17 protein-coding genes are annotated in these 17,524 nt (G+C 71.7%); 8 read left to right on the top strand and 9 right to left on the bottom strand.

Features of this window, described 5'->3' with window-relative positions:
• Positions 1-344 precede the first annotated feature (344 nt).
• From FXF51_RS17260 to FXF51_RS17270, 4 genes are all read right to left on the bottom strand, one after another.
• Entirely contained in the window at positions 345-1,538 is a 1,194-nt protein-coding gene (locus FXF51_RS17260; protein ID WP_262379592.1) for an endonuclease/exonuclease/phosphatase family protein, read from the bottom strand.
• A 105-nt stretch (positions 1,539-1,643) separates the two neighbouring features.
• Complete coding sequence (locus FXF51_RS17265) at positions 1,644-2,165, bottom strand: NADPH-dependent FMN reductase (protein ID WP_148435503.1); 522 nt, start codon at positions 2,163-2,165, stop codon at positions 1,644-1,646.
• Positions 2,162-2,296, bottom strand: coding sequence for a hypothetical protein (locus tag FXF51_RS62620; RefSeq protein WP_262379593.1), 135 nt, complete (start codon positions 2,294-2,296; stop codon positions 2,162-2,164). The genes FXF51_RS17265 and FXF51_RS62620 overlap by 4 nt, the downstream gene beginning before the upstream one ends.
• Before the next feature lies 1 nt (position 2,297).
• Positions 2,298-3,047 carry an ABC transporter ATP-binding protein gene (locus FXF51_RS17270; RefSeq protein WP_148435504.1) on the bottom strand — a complete coding sequence of 250 codons (750 nt, stop codon included), beginning with the start codon at positions 3,045-3,047 and terminating at the stop codon, positions 2,298-2,300.
• Between the two features lie 114 nt (positions 3,048-3,161).
• On the opposite strand from FXF51_RS17270, the gene FXF51_RS17275 reads away from it, so the two are divergent.
• Entirely contained in the window at positions 3,162-3,491 is a 330-nt protein-coding gene (locus tag FXF51_RS17275) for a putative quinol monooxygenase (RefSeq protein ID WP_148435505.1), read from the top strand.
• An 18-nt stretch (positions 3,492-3,509) separates the two neighbouring features.
• Here FXF51_RS17275 and FXF51_RS17280 read toward each other — a convergent pair whose 3' ends face one another.
• Both FXF51_RS17280 and FXF51_RS17285 read right to left on the bottom strand, forming a co-directional pair.
• Positions 3,510-6,479, bottom strand: a complete 2,970-nt coding sequence (locus FXF51_RS17280) for a beta-galactosidase (protein WP_148435506.1) — start codon at positions 6,477-6,479, stop codon at positions 3,510-3,512.
• A 69-nt stretch (positions 6,480-6,548) separates the two neighbouring features.
• Positions 6,549-7,571: a BtrH N-terminal domain-containing protein gene (locus FXF51_RS17285; RefSeq protein ID WP_187414416.1), complete on the bottom strand. Its 1,023-nt coding sequence runs from the start codon at positions 7,569-7,571 to the stop codon at positions 6,549-6,551.
• A 334-nt stretch (positions 7,572-7,905) separates the two neighbouring features.
• Between FXF51_RS17285 and FXF51_RS17290 the strand changes: the two genes are divergently transcribed.
• From FXF51_RS17290 to FXF51_RS17320, 7 genes are all read left to right on the top strand, one after another.
• Positions 7,906-9,174 (top strand): ROK family transcriptional regulator, encoded by a 1,269-nt coding sequence (locus FXF51_RS17290; protein ID WP_148435508.1) that lies wholly within the window; start codon positions 7,906-7,908, stop codon positions 9,172-9,174.
• Entirely contained in the window at positions 9,171-9,980 is an 810-nt protein-coding gene (locus FXF51_RS17295; RefSeq protein ID WP_148435509.1) for an ABC transporter permease, read from the top strand. The genes FXF51_RS17290 and FXF51_RS17295 overlap by 4 nt, the downstream gene beginning before the upstream one ends.
• A complete protein-coding gene (locus tag FXF51_RS17300; protein WP_148435510.1) occupies positions 9,977-10,756 on the top strand; it encodes an ABC transporter ATP-binding protein in 780 nt (259 codons plus the stop codon). Before FXF51_RS17295 ends, FXF51_RS17300 begins: the two co-directional genes overlap by 4 nt.
• A gap of 30 nt (positions 10,757-10,786) precedes the next feature.
• The gene (locus FXF51_RS17305; RefSeq protein WP_148435511.1) at positions 10,787-11,755 is read left to right on the top strand and encodes an aliphatic sulfonate ABC transporter substrate-binding protein; all 969 of its coding nucleotides are present in this window, start codon (positions 10,787-10,789) and stop codon (positions 11,753-11,755) included.
• Complete coding sequence (locus FXF51_RS17310; protein ID WP_148435512.1) at positions 11,752-13,218, top strand: sulfatase-like hydrolase/transferase; 1,467 nt, start codon at positions 11,752-11,754, stop codon at positions 13,216-13,218. Before FXF51_RS17305 ends, FXF51_RS17310 begins: the two co-directional genes overlap by 4 nt.
• A gap of 105 nt (positions 13,219-13,323) precedes the next feature.
• Complete coding sequence (locus tag FXF51_RS62625) at positions 13,324-14,394, top strand: hypothetical protein (protein WP_262379594.1); 1,071 nt, start codon at positions 13,324-13,326, stop codon at positions 14,392-14,394.
• Positions 14,394-14,687, top strand: coding sequence for a hypothetical protein (locus FXF51_RS17320; RefSeq protein ID WP_148435513.1), 294 nt, complete (start codon positions 14,394-14,396; stop codon positions 14,685-14,687). The genes FXF51_RS62625 and FXF51_RS17320 overlap by 1 nt, the downstream gene beginning before the upstream one ends.
• Positions 14,688-14,694: 7 nt before the next feature.
• Here FXF51_RS17320 and FXF51_RS17325 read toward each other — a convergent pair whose 3' ends face one another.
• Genes FXF51_RS17325 through FXF51_RS17335 form a run of 3 tightly spaced genes read right to left on the bottom strand, consistent with a single transcriptional unit; the run spans position 14,695 to position 17,524 of the window.
• Positions 14,695-15,501: an ABC transporter permease gene (locus FXF51_RS17325; RefSeq protein WP_148435514.1), complete on the bottom strand. Its 807-nt coding sequence runs from the start codon at positions 15,499-15,501 to the stop codon at positions 14,695-14,697.
• Positions 15,498-16,328, bottom strand: a complete 831-nt coding sequence (locus FXF51_RS17330) for an ABC transporter permease (RefSeq protein ID WP_148435515.1) — start codon at positions 16,326-16,328, stop codon at positions 15,498-15,500. Before FXF51_RS17330 ends, FXF51_RS17325 begins: the two co-directional genes overlap by 4 nt.
• Positions 16,325-17,524, bottom strand: a complete 1,200-nt coding sequence (locus tag FXF51_RS17335) for an ABC transporter substrate-binding protein (RefSeq protein ID WP_148435516.1) — start codon at positions 17,522-17,524, stop codon at positions 16,325-16,327. The genes FXF51_RS17330 and FXF51_RS17335 overlap by 4 nt, the downstream gene beginning before the upstream one ends.

The raw sequence follows: 17,524 nt of genomic DNA on the forward strand, positions 1-17,524 counted from the left end.
CCGCCCCTCTCCCGTTTTTTGAAAAGGGGGGGGACGGGGCCCCGAAATTTTCCCCCAATTTTTCAAGGACCCCCCCAGTCCATCGCTTTCCCGCATTCCCCAGCGGCGGTTTCTCCCACCGCCGCTATCGCACGGACGGCGAAGTCGATGGTGGCGGCCAGGCGGGCGGGGTCGTGACCGGCGCGCCTGGGGGACGATCGTGGACGCCGTCGCGCTGCGGGGGGATCTGTGGGCTGCGGGCGGCCTCCTCGTGCTGGCCGGGGTCGCGGTGTGGACCGCCCGCCGCAACCCCAGCCTGCGCTGACCGGCCAGTTCGTGCAGCAGTCCGCCGGCTCGCCTGGGTGTCAGGGGGTCTTGACGTCCAGCCAGACCAGGCGGTGGTCGGAGCTCGGGAACGGGAAGACGCCCGTCAGCCGCGACAGCGGGTCCGCCTGCACCGGCCAGAACACGCCACCGCCCACGGCCTTGAGCCGCCGCGCGGGCAGCACGTAGTCGGCGCGCAGGTTGCCGGGCGCGGTGTCGGCGAAGTCGGCCGTGTCGTACTTCGGGTCGCCGGTGTGCGTGGCGTTCGCGCCGCCCTGCGACGCCGCCGCCTCGGCCGCGCCCGCGCTCGACGGTGCGGCGCCCGCGTCGATCCTCGGGTGGTCGAGGAGCTGGTGGATGGCGTCCTGGAAGCTGTCGCCGTCGTTCGGGTCGGCGTTCTGGTCGCCGGCGATCACGAAGGCGGCCCCGGCGTCGAGCCCGCCGCGCCTGCCCCGGTCGTCGTAGAGGTAGCCGCCCCTGCCCGGCCGGGTGTAGTCGGCCCAGAGCCTGATCTCGTCGTGGTTGCGGCGACCGTTGCGGTCCTCCGCGCCGTCGAACGTGGGCGGTGTCGGATGGCTGACCAGGAAGTGCACGGTGCGGTGCCCGACGCGGACCGGCACGTCCCAGTGGCTCTTGGAGGACAGGCGGAGCACCTGCTGCTCCTCGGCCGAGTACCAGCCGGCGGGCATGACGTTGCCCGGCATGTCCTTCCACAGGAAGTTCTGGAACGTCCTGATTCCACGGGCGTCGATCGGGTGCTTCGAGTAGACGACCATGCCGTACTGGCCGGGGAAGGCGCCGAAGCCGAGCGCGTCGTCGCCGTAGCCGGGCGCGCCGGGCGTGGTCACCACGGTGCCGTCGTTGTTGAGGTCGAAGCCCGAGGCGATGCCGGTGTTGCTGGGGGCGGTGTAGCGGTGGCGGTAGCTGATCGGCCGCGCGCCGTTCTGGCCGACGGACAGGTAGTTGTCCTGGAAGAGGCGGGCCGCCTCTCCCCCGGCGTCGTGGTCGAACTCGTTGATGAGCAGCACGTCGGGACGGGCGCGCTGGACGATCTCGGCGATGACCCTGGCCTGGGTGTTGCCGGGGGTGGACAGGTCGCTCACGAGCTGGCCTTGGGCGGCCCGGTTGAGCGAGGCGTTGAAGGTGGCGAACCTGACCCTGCTGGTGGCGTTCGCGGGCAGTGGGGTGAGGATCGCCGCCGCCACGACGGCGGCCAGGGCACAACGGAAGATCACGACGTCTCCCCTCGGGTGGGCCTGCGCCGGATCATGACATCTCGCGGGGGCGGCGCACCACCACATCCGGGTGAAGTTTTCCCTCAGCTCAGCGCCGCGTCCTTCTCAGCTCAGCGCCGCGTCCTTGAGTGCGGCCGCGGCCTGCGGCGCCACCCGGTCCGCCCAGGCGGCGACGACCTCCTCCAGGCGCGGCAGCTCGGACTCCAGCACCGCCAGCCCGGGCGTGGGCACGGTGGCGCCCAGCTCGACCAGCAGCGGGCGCAGGTGCACCTCGACCGCCAGCGCGTGCTTGGCGTCGCCCATCACGAGCAGCGGCAGCGCCGCCTTGCCCGCCAGCGCCTGCGGCGGCAGCCGGTCGAGGAACGCCTTGAGCAGCCCCGTGTAGGTGCCCTTGTACGTCGGGCTGGCCACCACCAGCACGCTCGCCTCCGCCACCAGCTCCAGCGCCGTCTCCACGACGGCGGACGCGCCGGGCGCGAGCAGGTGCGGGCCGAGCGCCGCCAGGTCCACCACCTCGTACGACTCCGCCCCGTCCACCCGCTGCCCGATCGCGCGGGCCGCCGCGGCGGCCACGGTCAGCGTCCTGGAGCCCTCTCTCGGGTTGCCCACGAGCGCGACGACGCTCACCGGACCACCCCCAGCTCTCCGCGCACCCAGCGCTCCTCCGTCTCCTCGTCCATCATCCAGTCCTCCTCCGCCTCGTCGTCGGGCAGGTCGTACCAGTGGATGTCACCTTCGTACTCGCGCAGCTCCGCCATCTCAGGCCGCCACCTTCCGCCCCCGCGCCGCCGCGATCTCCTCGCGCAGCAGCCGTCCCACGTGCCTGCGAGCATCCCCCGCGCGGGTGCCCACGTCCACGACCTCCTTGACGCGTCCGGGCGCCGACGTCATGACCGCGACCCGCCGCCCCACCCGGACGGCCTCCTCGACGTCGTGCGTGACGAGCAGGGTGGTCGTGCCGGTGCGTTCCCAGACCCGTACGAGCTCATCCCCCACCTCTTCGCGCGTGCGCCGGTCCAGCCCCGTGAACGGCTCGTCCAGCAGCAGCACGCCGGGTTCGAAGGCCAGGCTGCGGGCCAGCGCCACGAGCTCCCGGCCGCCGCTGGACAGCTCGCGCGGGTAACACTCCTCATACCGGGACATCCCCACGATCGCGAGCAACTCACGCGCCCGCTCCCGCCGGTCCACCGCTCGGCCTTCCAGGCCGAACTCCACGTTGCCGAGGGCGGTGCGCCAGGGGAACAGGGTGTACTGCTGGACGACCACGCCCCGGTCCAGCGCGGGGCCGGTGACGGCGGCGCCGCCGATGCGGATCTCGCCGCTGGTGGGCTCGGTGAGGCCGGCGAGCAGGGCGAAGAGCGTGGACTTGCCGCAGCCGCTGGGGCCGGCGAGCGCGAGCAGCTCACCCCGTCGCACGTCGAGGTCGAGGCCGGACAGCACGGTGCACGGCTCGGCGTCGTGGAACGTCTTGGTCACGTTCCGGATGGTGAGGGGGAGTCCCTGGCTCATGCGTACGAAGGTACGAGCCGGACGGGCACTAAGTCAACATTTCCTACAGGATAACTAGAGAATTGGCCGATAGTCTCGTCCCGTAAGCCGCCGACCAGCAGAGGAGCGACTCTGATGATCTTCATTACCGCGAAGTTCCGCGTCCGGCCCGAGCACGCCGACCGGTGGCCGGAGATCACCGCCGCCTTCACCTCGGCCACCCGCGCCGAGCCCGGCTGCCTGTGGTTCGACTGGTCGCGCAGCCTCGACGACCCGAACGAGTACGTCCTGGTCGAGGCGTTCAGGGACGACGAGGCGGGCGCCGCGCACGTGCAGTCGGCCCACTTCAAGCAGGCTCAGCAGGAGCTGCCCTCCCACCTCGCCGAGACGCCCCGCATCGTCAACACGACCCTCGCCCAGGACGGGTGGTCCGAGCTGGGCGAGATGGCCGTGCCGAAGAGCTGAGCCCAAGGGCCATATGGGTCAGGGCCCGCCGCGTACGTTTCCGTAGGCGAACAGGCCGAGCGGGCCCGGCCCCGCCGACGGCTGCTCGGCGGTCACGGCCAGGGCCAGCGTGTTGGTCCCCCGCTCGTTCAGCAGCCCGGCGGGCAGCGAGAACTCGCGCTGGGGGCCGATGTCGGCGCCGTACTGGCCGACGTTCCAGCCGTTCAGGAAGATCAGCACCCGGTACGCGGGCGAGGGATCGCCGCCGAACCGCAGCCCGATCGGGACGTCCTGGCCCTTGGGCAGGTCCAGCTCGAACGAGGTCCGGTACCAGGTGACGCCGGGGGTCAGGGCGGCGGAGGGCGCGGCATCCTTCCACGACTTGTCCTGATATTTCGGTAGATGCCAGCCGGTGCGCTCGCCGTACAGGCCGCCGGTGCTCAGCGGGCCGCGCAGCTTGTCGAGCCCGGCGGTGCCCTGGATCCGCCACGCGATCGGCGTCCCGCCGACGGACGCCGCCACCAGCCCCCTGGGCTGCTTGAAGCGCAGGTCGTCGGCGATCCAGTCGTCGTTGTGGCCCATGTTGGCGACCAGGACGGCCAGCACGTTGTCCGCGCCCGGCTTGAGCGCGCCCGCCGGGACGTCGAAGTGGCCGGGGCCCGGATCCGGGTTCGGCGGGGTCCACTGGTCGCCCGAGTCCGCCTCCACTCCCCCGGCGGCCGAGCCGAGGTAGCGGCCGTTCAGCCAGACGAGGTAGTTGCCGCGCAGGCCGGTGATCGCGTTCAGGTCGATCGTGGTCTCCGTGCCGGTGGCGGTGAAGTGGCCGCGGTACCAGACGTTGCCGTTGTGGAAGCCGTAGTCGTCGGCGTACAGGACGGGGAGGGTCTTGGGCGGGTGGGGGCTGGTCGTGGTGGTGTGGTCGGCGGCCTTCCATCGGGAGTCGTCGAAGCCTGGTGCGGCCTCGGGGGCTTCGGGGTGGGCGCGCCAGCCGGTCAGGGCGGGCAGGCCGGCCGGGGCGGGGGCGCGGGTGACGCCGCGCAGAGAGCCGCTCGCGGTGCGCGTGACCGGCACGTCGCCACCGCCCGCAGCCTGACCGGCGCCCGGCGTCGCAGCCTGACCACTGCCTGCCGTCGCAGCCTGACCGCCGCCCGGCGTCGCAGCCTGACCATTGCCTGCCGTCGCGGCCTGGCCGCCGCCTTGGTTCGCAGGCCCGCCGATCTCGACGCGCTTGACCGACGGCGGCGCGAAGACCTCCACCTCGCCCGCCGCCGTGTCCGCCTTCAGCCGCACCACGTCACCTCGCACCGTGGCCGAGCGGACCAGCTCCGTGCCACGCACCAGCACGGGCCCGGCCGCAGTGGAGGCCCGCCAGAACCGCGCCGCCTCCTCGTCCGTCCCGATGAGCAGCAGCACAGGCCGCCGCCCGCCACCGCTGACCAGCACCCGCGCCAGCCCTTCGTGCGCGTAGTCGAGCCGCAGGTCACCCCCGCTGTACGCGACCCGCACCGCCCCTTCGAGCACCTTGACCGACGGCTGCGACGCATACCGCAGCACGGTGGCCCCCGGCGCGCCGGCGGTGCCGTGGAGAAGAGCCACGTCGCGCCCGCCGATGGCGGCGTGGGTCATGATCGAGGAGGTGGAGACGGCCAGCCGCTGCCCGCCCAGGTCGTACCCGGCCACGAGGACGTGCGCGTCCCGCCCCTTGACCTGAACCGGCACCTGGTAGCGCCCGTCGGGGGCGGCCCAGTCGAGGGTGGTGGAGTCGGTGCTGGTGGCGGCCCTGTCGGTGTGCCGGACGAGGACGAACTGGGTGCCGGTGTCGGGGTTCGCGCGGGCGACGGTGGTCAGGGCGGCGTCGGCGGGGACGGCGGGCGAGGGGGTGCGGGCGTCGGTCTTGGCGATGGGGGCGACGGCCTCCAGGAAGTAGCCCTGGCGCTTGAACTCGTCGTACTTGGGCGTGAGCTGCCTGGCCTCGGTGATCGCGGCGCCGTAGTCGTAGGAGGTGTAGACGTCGTTGGGCTGGGCCAGCCAGCCCCAGTTCGTGCCGCCGTACCCCATGTAGTAGGAGAACATGGTGGCGCCGGTCTGGATGAGGTTGTTCTTGTAGAAGAACTTCATGAAGGCCGGCCCGGTGAGCTCGCGGCACCTGTCGTACCCGGCGTTGCCGAGGTCGATGGCTCCGGCCTGGTACTCGGCGGCGAAGACGGGGATGTCGTCGCGCAGCTTCTCGGTCAGGCCCTCGCCCCACGGCCCCCAGAGGCCGGGGTCGGCGCACTCGAACGACTGCGGGTAGTCGTCCACGCCGGGGATCTGCACCGCGCCGGGCCCGGTGGCCCAGGTCGAGCTCCAGCTTCCCGCGTCGCAGCAGTCGTTGGTGGTGATCGGGACGGTGATGCCGTCGGCCCTGGCCTGGTCCTGGATGTCCTGCATGTACGCGGCGTCGGTGTTGACCTGGTACTCGTTCTCGGCGTTGTAGAGAATCACCGGGCCGCCGTCCTTGACCTGGTGGCGGGCGATGATCGGGTTGATCCGGTGCAGCCATTCGCGGTAGGCCTCCCGGTAGCCGGGCTCGAAGCTGCGGGCCCTGCCGGGCACCGTCTTGAGCCAGGCGGGGAAGCCGCCGCCGGTGCTCTCGGCGTTGATGTACGGGCCTGGCCGCGCGATCACGTACAGGCCGGCCTCCCGGGCGGTGCGCAGCAGCCGGTCCACGTCGCGGACGCCGCTGAAGTCGTACACGCCGGGCGCGGGCGAGTGGTAGGCCCACGAGAAGTAGAGCGAGACGGCGTTGAACCCGGCCGCCTTGAACTTCTCCAGCACGTCCCGCCACAGCTCCTGGCTGGGCAGCCGGAAGTAGTGGAACTCGGCCGACTGGAGCACGATCCGGCGGCCGTCCACGGTCAGCGAGTACTTGTCGTAGGTGACCTCGGGCGCGGTGTCGGCCCGCGCGGGCGCGACGAGGGTCGCGCAGGTCAGGAGCATGGCCAGGAGCACCGAGAGCAAGCGCCTCATGGTCGCCTTCCAGGGGTGGGCTCGGAACGGCACGCGCGCTCTTTAATTTGGCGACCATCCAAACAAAAGTCAATAAATCTTGGCCAGCGCCCCCGCTGCCCGCTCCTCCAGCAGCACGGCCTGCGCGACGAGCGCGGCCATCTCCGCCAGGGGCTCGCGCGCCGACGCGGCGGCGGCCACCCGCGACCACTGCCGGCCGCACTCGCGGTAGAGCGCCGCCGCCCCGGCGTGCCCGGTCTCGGCCAGGAAGTCGGCGTAGAGCGGCCTGGTGGCGCCGGGCGCGGTGTAGTCGACCTCCAGGCACTCCGCCAGCCGTTCGAGCGCCGGCCCGGGATCGGCGAACCTGCGGGTCCAGCCCTGCTTGCCGGTGGTGTCGGCGAGCTGGGCGGCCAGCTTGCGCATCCCGGACAGCCCGAAGTTGACGTCGAAGTTGTTGCCCAGCACCGGCCCGGTCAGCTTGGCGGCGGTGTCCGTGATCGCCGCGCGCACGTCGGGCTCGCCGTCGGCGGGGCCGGTGACCTCGACGAGCAGGTGCTTGGACTTGGGGATGGACGACCAGGCCGCCATGAGGCCGGCCAGCGGCAGCTCGCCGGGGCCGTCGTCGCGCACATGCGCGGTGCCGCCGGACAGGCCCGTCACCACCACGTCCACGGGGTCGGGGAACGGCAGCGCGTCCCGCCACGGCAGCAGGTGGCGGCCGACCCGGACGATCGGGCTGCGCCCGGCGTCGAGCGCGGCCCGCAGGTGGCGCTCGGCCAGCCTGGCCGAGCCGGTCCGCCTGATCTCGTGCGGGACCCCGGCCCTGGCGAGCGCGAGCGGGATCATCGGCTCGGGATGGGCCTGGGCGACGATGGTCAGCATGGGCGGGTGGCCGGCGTACTCGAAGACGAAGTACATGAACCCGATGCCGCCGCCCAGCCCGAGCAGCATGGCCTCGGAGAAGGCGCCGCCCAGCACGTCGCGCAGCAGCGCCGACTCGTGGTGGTGGCGGCGGGCGCGGCCCGCGACGTGGCGCAGCGCGGTGGTGTAGGACTCGCCGGTCCTGGCCATGCGCTCGCGTACGCGGTGCTTGAGGTGCTTGTGATCGGTCATGGCAGCGCTCCCGCGGCGGCCCCGTGCGCACGGACCCACGCTCCTTCGGCACGGCCCGCCGTGAAGAGAACCCGCACGATCGAGACCTCGCCCCGAGGACATCGATCCCCTCTGCCTCCGCGTGGCCGCACGGCGTGGGTGCGCGGTCAGGAGGTCGGGCGCGGGACGGCGCCGTCACCGCAGACTACTACCCGGACCCCGTTACGGGAACGTTACGAGTGGCGCGAATCCCCTCGTGCGCCTATTCTCGCAGCTCACAGGGCCGATATCGGGGCGGGTACGTTTTTTTCCGGGTTATTGACGAAAAACACCGGGCCTCGGCAGACTCTGCGTCATGTCACAACCCCGTGGCCCCCTGTCACAACTCCGGCGCGGGCACGAAGAGCTCGTGCTGGGCCTGCTGCGCAAGCACGGCCCGCTCAGCCGGGGCGAGCTGGGCAAGCGTTGCGGGTTGTCCCGTACGACCCTCTACGACATCCTCGCCGAGCTCGTCGCCTCCGGCGCCGTGGTCACCGCCACCTCCCAGGAGGCGCCGCGCGGCCGGGGCAGGCCGGCCGAGACGCTGACCCTCAACCCCGACGCCGGCCAGGCCATCGGCATCGACTTCGCCCGCCGGGCGCTGCACGTCGCCGCCGTGAACCTCGCCCACGAGGTGGTCGGCTCGGCCAGCGAGCCGCACGACGCCGACCTGCCGTGGGAGGAGCGGGTCGAGCTGGCCGTCCGGCTGGTCGGCTCGCTCACCGGCACTCGTACCGGCGCGGGCGCGCTGCGGCTGGGCGCGCTCGACGCGATCGGCGTCGGCGTGGTCGGCGTGGTCGGCTCCCCCGAGGCCGGGCGGGACGACCCGGCCACCGCGCAGGGCGACTCCGCCGGCGGGCAGGACGACCCGGCCGTGCCGCATCCCGTTCAGGTGCTGCTGCGCGAGCGCTTCGGCGTCCCCGTGCTGCTGGACAACAACACCCGCCTCGCCGCGCTGGGCGAGTCCATCTGGGGCGCCGCCGCCGGCGGCCAGGACGTGCTCTACCTGCGCCTGTCCCACGGTGTCGGCGGCGGCCTGGTGGTCGGCGGGTCGCTGCACCGCGGCGCGTACGGCCTGTCCGGCGAGTTCGGCCACATCACGGTCGAGCCGGGCGGCGCCCGCTGCGACTGCGGCGGCACCGGCTGCCTGGAGACCGTCGCCTCGATAAGAGCGGTGCTGGACGCCTTCCGCGCCGCGGGCGGCCGGGCGGCGGACGTGCCGGAGCTGGTGAAGGCCGTCCGAGCGGGCGACAGCACCGCGCTCACCCTGCTGGACGGCGTCGGCGCCAGGATCGGCGAGGTGCTGGCGGCCCTGTGCAACGCCATCGGCCCGAGCGTGATCGTGATCGGCGGCGAGCTCGCCGAGACGGGCCCCGCGCTGGCCGAGCCGATCGAGCGGGCGCTGCACGACCACGTCATGCCGGTCTCGCGGCACCGGGTGAGCCTGCGCCGCGCCACGCTCGGCGAGGTCGCGGGCGCCCTCGGCGGCATCGCCCTGGTGCTGCACGAATCCCCCCTGCTTTCCCGCTATCCGGCCGGCCCGGATCTCGCGGAGGACCCGATCCCCGACAAGGAGTCTCGATGACCCAGCTCACCGCGCTGGGCAAGTCGCCGGCGGCGCAGACCGCCCGGCGCGCCCCCAGTCGCTCGCGGCGCGCCATCGCGCTCAACCTCATCGCCGTCGTCATCGGCCTGGTCGTGTGGACGATGCTGGCCACGATCGGCGTGCAGGGCCTGCCGGGGCCGCTGGAGGTGGCGGCCAAGGCGGGCGAGCTGATCGCCGACGGCACCCTGTTCCTGGACGCGCTGGCCAGCCTGCGCAGGGTGCTCATCGGCTTCCTGCTCGGCACGCTGCTGGCCATCCCGGTCGGCTTCCTGATGGGCTGGTACGCCACCGCGCGCGGCCTGCTGGAGCCGTACGTGCAGTTCTTCCGCACGATCCCGCCGCTGGCGATCATCCCGCTGGCCATCGTGCTGATGGGCATCGGCGAGGTGCCGAAGATCTTCGTGATCTTCCTGGCGTCGTTCCTGTCCAGCGTCGTCTCGACGTTCCAGGGCGTCGTGGACGTGGACAGGACGCTCATCAACGCCGCCCGCGTGCTCGGCGCGTCCGACCGCACCATCTTCCTCAAGGTCGTGGTGCCGGCCTCCACGCCGTTCATCCTGGTCGGCATGCGGGTCGGGCTCGGCTCGGCCTGGGGCACGCTGGTCGCCGCCGAGCTGATCGCCGCCCAGGAGGGCCTGGGCTTCCGCATGCAGCAGGCCCAGCTCTACTACGACCTGTCCACGATCTTCGTGGGCCTGATCGCCATCGGCGTGCTCGGCCTGCTGATGGACCGCCTGCTGCTGCTCGCCGAGCGCCGCCTCACCAACTGGCAGGAGCGCCGATGAACGCCAAGATCTCCTTCAGGGACGTCGTCAAGACCTACCCGATGAAGGGCGACACCTTCACGGCCCTGGACCGCGTGTCGCTGGACATCGCCGACCGCGAGTTCGTCACCGTCGTGGGCCCGTCGGGCTGCGGCAAGAGCACGCTGATGAGCATGGCCGCCGGCCTGGTCGAGCCCACCTCGGGCGAGGTGCTGGTGGACGGCGCTCCGGTGAACGGCCCCGGCCCCGACCGCGGCGTGATCTTCCAGCAGTACGCGCTGTTCCCGTGGCTGACCGTGCGCAAGAACGTCGAGTTCGGGCTCAAGCTCATGGAGCTGCCCGCCGAGGAGCGCAGGCGGCGCGCCGAGCGGGCGATCGAGCTGGTCGGGCTGGCCGACTTCGCGGACGCGCTGCCGAAGACGCTGTCCGGCGGCATGAAGCAGCGCTGCGCCATCGCCCGCGCGTACGCGGTGGACCCGCAGGTGCTGCTCATGGACGAGCCGTTCGGCGCGCTCGACGCGCTGACCCGGGTGCAGCTCCAGGACCAGCTCCTCGACACGTGGAGCAAGGACCAGCGCACCGTCATGTTCATCACGCACGACGTGGACGAGGCCGTCTACCTGGCCAGGCGCGTGATCGTGATGGCCGCCAGGCCCGGCCGCCTGCACAAGGTCATCGACGTGGACCTGCCGTACCCGAGGACCGAGGAGATGCGGCTGTCGCCCGAGTTCGGGCGCATCCGCAACGAGGTCTGGCACTCCGTCTACCACCAGGCTCCGGCCGTACCCGCGGCCTAAGTACAACCTCCCAGAAAGGACTGATCCGCCATGCGTTCTCTTCGCCGCGCCCTGACGGCCGCCACGGCGGTGAGCCTGCTCGCACTCTCCGTGACCGCCTGCTCCGACGACGGCTCCACGGTCCGGTTCGGCTACATCAGCGACTACAACGGCGCGAGCCTGCTCGCGATCGCCGAGAAGCAGGGCCTGTGGGAGAAGCAGGGGCTCACCCCCGAGATCAAGGTCTTCACGAACGGACCGCTCCAGATCCAGGCGCTCGGCGCCGGTGACCTCGACTTCGGCTACATCGGCCCGGGCGCCATGTGGCTGCCCGCGACGGGCAAGGCCAAGGTCGTCGCCATCAACACGCTCGCCTACGCCGACCGTGTCATCGGCCGGCCGGGGATCAAGAGCATCGCCGACCTCAAGGGCAAGAAGGTCGGTGTGCCCGAGGGCACGTCCGGCGAGATGGTGCTCAACCTGGCCCTGCAGAAGGCCGGCATGAGCGCCACGGACATCGAGAAGGTGCCGATGGACCCGGCCACGGTCGTGTCGGCCTTCGTCGCCGGGCAGATCGACGCGGCCGGCATCTGGTACCCGCTGATCGACAACATCAAGGCGAAGGTGCCCGACCTGACCGAGCTGGCCAGCACCAAGGAGTGGCCGGACAACTCGTTCCCGACCGCGTTCGTGGGCGGCACGAAGGTGAACGACGCGCTCACCAACAAGGTGATCAAGGTGCTGCAGGAGGCCAACGACTGGCGGGCCGCGCACTACGACGAGTCGATCACGCAGGCGGCGTCGCTGCTCAAGCTGGACGCGGCCAAGGTCAAGGCCGACGCGGCCAACGTCACCGTGATGACCACGGAGGACCTGGTCAACAAGACCAAGGACGGCACCGTGGCCAAGTGGCTCAACAGCCTGGGCGACTTCTTCGTCAGCACCGGCAAGCTCAAGACCCGGCCGGAGCCCGCGACGTACTACACCGGCGATCTCTACACGAAGGCCTTCACCAAGTGAACCTGCTGTTCCTGATGACCGACCAGCACCGCGTCGACACCCTGGGCTGCTACGGCAACCCGCATGTGGCCACGCCCAACCTGGACAGGCTGGCCGCCACCGGTACGCGGTTCGATCGGTTCTACACGCCCACGGCCATCTGCACGCCCGCGCGGGCCAGCCTGCTCACCGGGCAGGCCCCGTTCAGGCACCGGCTGCTGGCGAACTACGAGCGCAACGTCGGCTACCTGGAGGACCTGCGCGAGGACGCCTTCACCTTCCCCGAGGCGCTGAAGGAGCGCGGCTACAACCTGGGGCTGATCGGCAAGTGGCACGGCGGCACCAGCCGCAACGCCGCCTCCTACGGCTTCGACGGGCCCGACCTGCCCGGCTGGCACAACCCGGTGGACCACCCCGACTACCTGGCGTACCTGGAGGAGCGGGGGCTGCCGCCGTACCGGATCTCGGACCTGATCAGGGGCACCACGCCGAACGGCAACCAGGGCAACCTGCTCGCCGCGCGGCTGCACCAGCCGGTCGAGGCCACGTTCGAGCACTACCTGGCGGACCGGGCGATCGAGCTGATGGAGCGGTACGCGGCGGACGGCAAGCCGTTCTTCCTGGCCACGCACTTCTTCGGGCCGCACCTGCCGTACCTGCTGCCTGACGAGTACTTCGACATGTACGACCCCGCCCTGGTGGAGCTGCCGCCGTCGATCGCGGAGACGTTCGAGGGCAAGCCGCCGGTGCAGCGCAACTACAGCGACCACTGGACGTTCGACACGATCCCGATCGAGATCACCCGCAAGCTGATCGCGGTCTACTGGGGTTACGTGACGCTGATCGACCAGCAGATCGGCCGCATCCTCGACCGCATGGACGAGCTGGGCCTGACGGACCAGACGTCGGTGTTCTTCACCTCCGACCACGGCGAGTTCACCGGCGCCCACCGGCTGCACGACAAGGGCCCGGCGATGTACGAGGACATCTACCGCATCTGCGGCATCGTCCGCATCCCAGGTGCGGCGCCGCAGGTCAGGAACGAGTTCGTGACGCTGACCGACTGCACGGCGACGATCCTGGAGCTGGCGGGCTGCGACCCGAAGCCGGCGGTGGACAGCCGCAGCCTGGTGCCGCTGGTGCGCGGCGAGCACCCCGAGTGGCCTGGTGAGCTGCTCGCCGAGTTCCACGGCCACCACTTCCCCTACCCGCAGCGGATGATCCGCGACGACCGCTACAAGCTGGTCGTCAACCCGGAGTCGGTCAACGAGCTGTACGACCTGCACGCCGACCCGCACGAGCTGAGCAACCGCTACACCCATCCGGAGCTGGCGCCCGTTCGCCGCCGCCTCATGCGCAGGCTGTACGACCTGCTGCGCGACCGCGGCGACAACTTCTACCACTGGATGACGCCGATGTACGACATCGGGGAGCTGGACTACGACCCCACGCTGAGCTCCTTCGAGAAGGAGACCACCGGTTGACGCGTACCGGCCCGCCGACGGCTGCGATTCCCGTTCTGCGAAACGTGTCTCCTTCGGTGCGGCCGGTGTGCTTGACTCCCGCCTGGTGACCTCATTGGAGGGTTCATGGGGGAGTTGGTGGGGATCGACCCCCGCGGTGCTCTTGAGCTGATCCGCCGGATGGAGGCGGTGAAGGCGGTCCTGGGCAGGACGCGGCCCGGGCTCGACGCGGCGATCGCCGAGGCGGGCCCGGACTGGGCGGGCCGGCAGGGCAGCACGGCTCTGCGTCGCGCGTGGGCGTTTCTCGACGAGTCCCAGCATGACCTGAAGTGGCGGATCGACACCGTCGAGCAGCTTGTGGCGGTTCGGGAGCGGGGGATGCTGACGGCGGTCTTCCCCTTCGGCGCGGAGGCGGAGGCGCGGCGGGAGGCCGAGCAGGCGGCGGGCGCCATCCGCGCCGCCCTCGGCGCCCCGCCCGCCACGCCCCCTGGCGACCCCACCGCCGCACTACCCGGCGACCCCACCGCCGCACCGCCCCGCGGCCCCGCCGCCGCACCGCCCCGTGGCCCCGCCGCCGAGGCGGTGGAGCGGGCCGTCTCGGGCGTCGCGGGCAAGGTGGGCGACCCGGCCTTCGCGGCGGCGCTCCTGACGGCGCTCGGCCCGGACGCCTTCACACGCGTCCTGAGCGTCGTGACGGACGCGCCCGGTCCGACGAACGCGCCCGGTCCGACGGACACGCCCGGTCCGACGGACACGCCCGGCTCGGCGGACGCGCCCGGTCCGACGGACGCACCCGGCCGCTCCCCCGCGCTCCTGGCCCGAGCCTTCGCCAGCGCCGAGCGCACCGGCCGCCTGGGCGACGAGTGGCACACCGTGCTGGAGACCGCCCCACCCCGGTCCCTCACCGCCCTGATCTCCCTGGCCCCCCAGTCCGGCGCGGTGCTCAACCACGTGGCGTTCACCCTCCTGAAAGCCCACCCGGCCGGGAGCCTGGACGGCCTGATCACGGCCTACACCGCCAACCCCCTGGCGTTCCAGCAGTTCCTGGCCGAGCACCCGCACGAGACCGCGACCCTCCTCACCACCGGCGGCCCCGCCCTGCAGCCCGCCCTGGACGAGGCGCTCAGGCCGGGCGTGGGCGCGGAAGGCCTGCGCGAGCGCGCCCGGTCGAACGTCCAGGCCATCGGCGGCGGCTGATGCCCACCAAGGACCAGTTGCTCCGCGAGGCCGCCGACAAGGAGGCGCTGGCCGTCACGTTCCTCCGCTACGCCAGAGCGCTGCCGGACACGTTCGAGGGCATCCCGTCGCGCCCGGCGGACTGCGAGCCGTTCTGGCGCGGCCCGGCCGCGCAGCGCTTCCTCACTCAGATACTCAGGTTGCGCCGCGAGCTGGACGACCTGGAGGACGACTGCCTGGCCACCGCGGAGAGCCTGCGCCGCCGCGCCAGGCGGCTGCGCGAGCAGGCCGACCAGGTGCCCGACCCCGCCTGACGGCGGCTCAGTGCGCGCCCACGTCGGACGACAGCCGCTGGGCCAGGTAGATCGGCACCACCGAGGCCACGATGAGCGCGGCGGCCACCACGTTCACCACCGGCGCCTGGTTGGGCCGGAAGAGGTTCTCGAAGATCCAGATGGGCAGCGTCCGCACCCCGGCCCCGGCGGTGAACGTGGTCACGATGATCTCGTCGAACGAGAGGGCGAACGCCAGCAGCCCGCCCGCCAGCAGCGCCGACCGCATCATCGGGAACGTGACCAGCCGGAACGTGGTGAACGGCCCCGCCCCGAGGTCGGCCGACGCCTCCTCCAGGCTCGCCCCCGTGCGCCGCAGCCGCGCGAGCACGTTGTTGTAGACGGTCACCACGCAGAACGTGGCGTGCCCGACGACCACCGTGAACAGCCCGAGCCCGACGCCGAACGGCTCCAGCACGGTGCGGAAGGCGTTGTTCAGCGCGATGCCCGTGACAATGCCGGGCAGCGCGATGGGCAGGATGATCACCAGCGACACGGTCTCGCGGCCGAAGAAGCGGTAGCGCTGCACGGCGAAGGCCGCCATCGTGCCGAGCACCAGCGCGATCGCGGTCGCTCCGAGCCCGGCCTGCACGGACGTCCACAGCGCGTCGCGCACCCCCGAGGAGGCCCAGGCGGCGCCCCACCAGCGCAGCGTCAGCCCGGACGGCGGCCAGCCGAAGGTGCGGTCGGCGTTGACGGAGTTGAGCAGCACGACGGCCAGCGGCACGTAGATGACGGCCAGCCCGGCGGCGAGCGCGAGCCGGAGCAGCAGTCTGGACAGCCGGGACAGTCTCACAGATTCTCCAGCGCGCCGGTGCGGCGCACGGCCGCGAGGTATCCGAGCATGACGACGACGGGCACGGTGGCCACGGCGGCGGCGAACGGCAGGTTGTTGGCCGCGCCGATGTTGTCGTAGACGACGTTCCCGATGAGCTGGCTCCGCCCGCCGACGATCTTGACGGCGATGTAGTCGCCGAGCGACAGCGAGAACGTGAAGATCGACCCGGCGATCACAGCCGGGAAGGTCAGCGGCCACACGATCGTCCTGAACACCCGCCACGATCTGGCCCCGAGGTCGCCCGCCGCCTCCAGCAGCGAGCCGGGCAGCCGCTCCAGACCCGCGTAGATGGGCAGGATCATGTACGGCAGCCACAGGTACGCCAGCGTCAGCACCGTCGCGGTGAGCCCGAAGCCCCAGCCCAGCAGCCCGCCCGACGACAGCATCACCCGCCACGCGTACGCCTTGACAAGGTAGCTCGCCCACAGCGGCGTCAGCACCGCGATCACCAGCCAGCGGCGCGAGCGCGGCGAGGCCAGCTTGGCCATCGCGAACGCCATGGGAAAGGCCACGAGCAGGTCGATGACCGTCACCGCGAGCGCCACCCCGACGGAGCGCAGCACGATCGTCCTGTACACCTCCCCGGTGACCAGGTCGCGGAAGTTGACCCAGGTGAACGTCCTGGTCAGCTCCCCGGTGAAGGTGTCCACGGAGTAGAACGCGGTGACGAACAGCGCCGCCAGCGCCCCCAGGTACGCCAGCCCCAGCCACGCCAGCGGCGCCGACAGCAGCAGCGACAGGCGCACCCCCGCCCTGCGGTGCAGGAAGGCGGCGACGCGGGTCAACCCTTGATCTCCGTCCAGGCCCGCGTCCACTCGGCGTAGTCCTTGCAGGTGACGCCGGTGCGGCCGTCGAGGCACTGGGCGATCGGGGTGGTCCAGTAGTGGATCTTGGAGAAGTACTCCTCGTCGGTGGCGTGGAAGGTCTCGCAGTGGTTCGGATCGGCGGTCTCCTCACACGCCTTGGCGTTCGACGGGGCCTCGCCGAAGTACTCGGCGACCTGCGCGTTCGCGGTCGGCGAGATGATCCAGTCGAGCCACCGGTACGCGCAGTTCGGGTTCGCCGCCTTGGCGGCCACCATCCACGTGTCGGACCAGCCGGTCGCGCCCTCCTTGGGCAGCACGGCCTCCACGGGGGCCTTCTCGCTCTTGGCCACGTTCACGATGACCTGCCAGGTGGTGCCCACGACGGAGTCACCGCTCTTGAACGCCTGGATCTCCTTGGTGTAGTCGGACCAGTACTCGCCGACGAGCTGCTTCTGCTGCTTGAGCAGGTCCACGGCGGCCTGGAACTGCTTGTCGTCCAGCGCGTACGGGCTCTTGATGCCCAGGTCCGGCTTGGTGGCCATCAGGTAGAGGGCGGCGTCGGCGATGTAGATGGGCGAGTCGTACGCCGTGATCTTGCCCTTGTACGGCGAGTCCGGGTCGAAGACCACGCTCCACGAGTCGGGGGCGGGCTTGACCGTGTCGGTGCGCCACATGAGCAGGTTCGCGCCGCGGCCGTGCGGGACCCCGTACGGGACGCCGTTCACGGAGTTCCACGGCTTGCTCTTCAGGCCGTCGAACACGTCGGTGTAGTTGGGGATCAGGCTGGTGTTGACCGGGGCGACGGTGCCGGCCGCGATCAGGCGCAGCGAGGCGTCGCCGGAGGCCGAGACGGCGTCGTACTGGCCGGTCCGCATCAGCGTGACCATCTCGTCGGAGGTGCCGGCGACCTTGGTGTTCACCTGGCAGCCGGTCTCCTGCTCGAACGGGGTGACCCAGTCGACCTTCGGGTCGTTGCTGCCGTCCTCGACGTAGCCGGCCCAGGCGACCAGGTTGACCTGGCCCTCGCCGGTGCCGAGGGCCCGCTGGGGCTGCAGCGGCGGCGGGACGAACCCGCTCTGGCCTGGTGCGGGGGCGGTCGCCGTGGGGGTGCCGCCGCCGCAGGCGGTGACGAGCGCGAGGGCCGCCGCTGCGAGGGCTGATCCGATCCGTCGCAT

The organism is Nonomuraea sp. PA05 (assembly GCF_008086045.1).
In the GTDB taxonomy this organism is placed as follows: domain Bacteria; phylum Actinomycetota; class Actinomycetes; order Streptosporangiales; family Streptosporangiaceae; genus Nonomuraea; species Nonomuraea monospora.

Bases quoted from the DNA above. Each gene is read 5' to 3' on its own strand.
- FXF51_RS62620 (WP_262379593.1), bottom strand. From the start codon at position 2,296: ATGGCGGAGCTGCGCGAGTACGAAGGTGACATCCACTGGTACGACCTG.
- FXF51_RS17270 (WP_148435504.1), bottom strand. From the start codon at position 3,047: ATGAGCCAGGGACTCCCCCTCACCATCCGGAACGTGACCAAGACGTTC.
- FXF51_RS17275 (WP_148435505.1), top strand. From the start codon at position 3,162: ATGATCTTCATTACCGCGAAGTTCCGCGTCCGGCCCGAGCACGCCGAC.
- FXF51_RS17280 (WP_148435506.1), bottom strand. From the start codon at position 6,479: ATGAGGCGCTTGCTCTCGGTGCTCCTGGCCATGCTCCTGACCTGCGCG.
- FXF51_RS17285 (WP_187414416.1), bottom strand. From the start codon at position 7,571: ATGACCGATCACAAGCACCTCAAGCACCGCGTACGCGAGCGCATGGCC.
- FXF51_RS17290 (WP_148435508.1), top strand. From the start codon at position 7,906: ATGTCACAACCCCGTGGCCCCCTGTCACAACTCCGGCGCGGGCACGAA.
- FXF51_RS17295 (WP_148435509.1), top strand. From the start codon at position 9,171: ATGACCCAGCTCACCGCGCTGGGCAAGTCGCCGGCGGCGCAGACCGCC.
- FXF51_RS17300 (WP_148435510.1), top strand. From the start codon at position 9,977: ATGAACGCCAAGATCTCCTTCAGGGACGTCGTCAAGACCTACCCGATG.
- FXF51_RS17305 (WP_148435511.1), top strand. From the start codon at position 10,787: ATGCGTTCTCTTCGCCGCGCCCTGACGGCCGCCACGGCGGTGAGCCTG.
- FXF51_RS62625 (WP_262379594.1), top strand. From the start codon at position 13,324: ATGGGGGAGTTGGTGGGGATCGACCCCCGCGGTGCTCTTGAGCTGATC.
- FXF51_RS17320 (WP_148435513.1), top strand. From the start codon at position 14,394: ATGCCCACCAAGGACCAGTTGCTCCGCGAGGCCGCCGACAAGGAGGCG.
- FXF51_RS17335 (WP_148435516.1), bottom strand. From the start codon at position 17,524: ATGCGACGGATCGGATCAGCCCTCGCAGCGGCGGCCCTCGCGCTCGTC.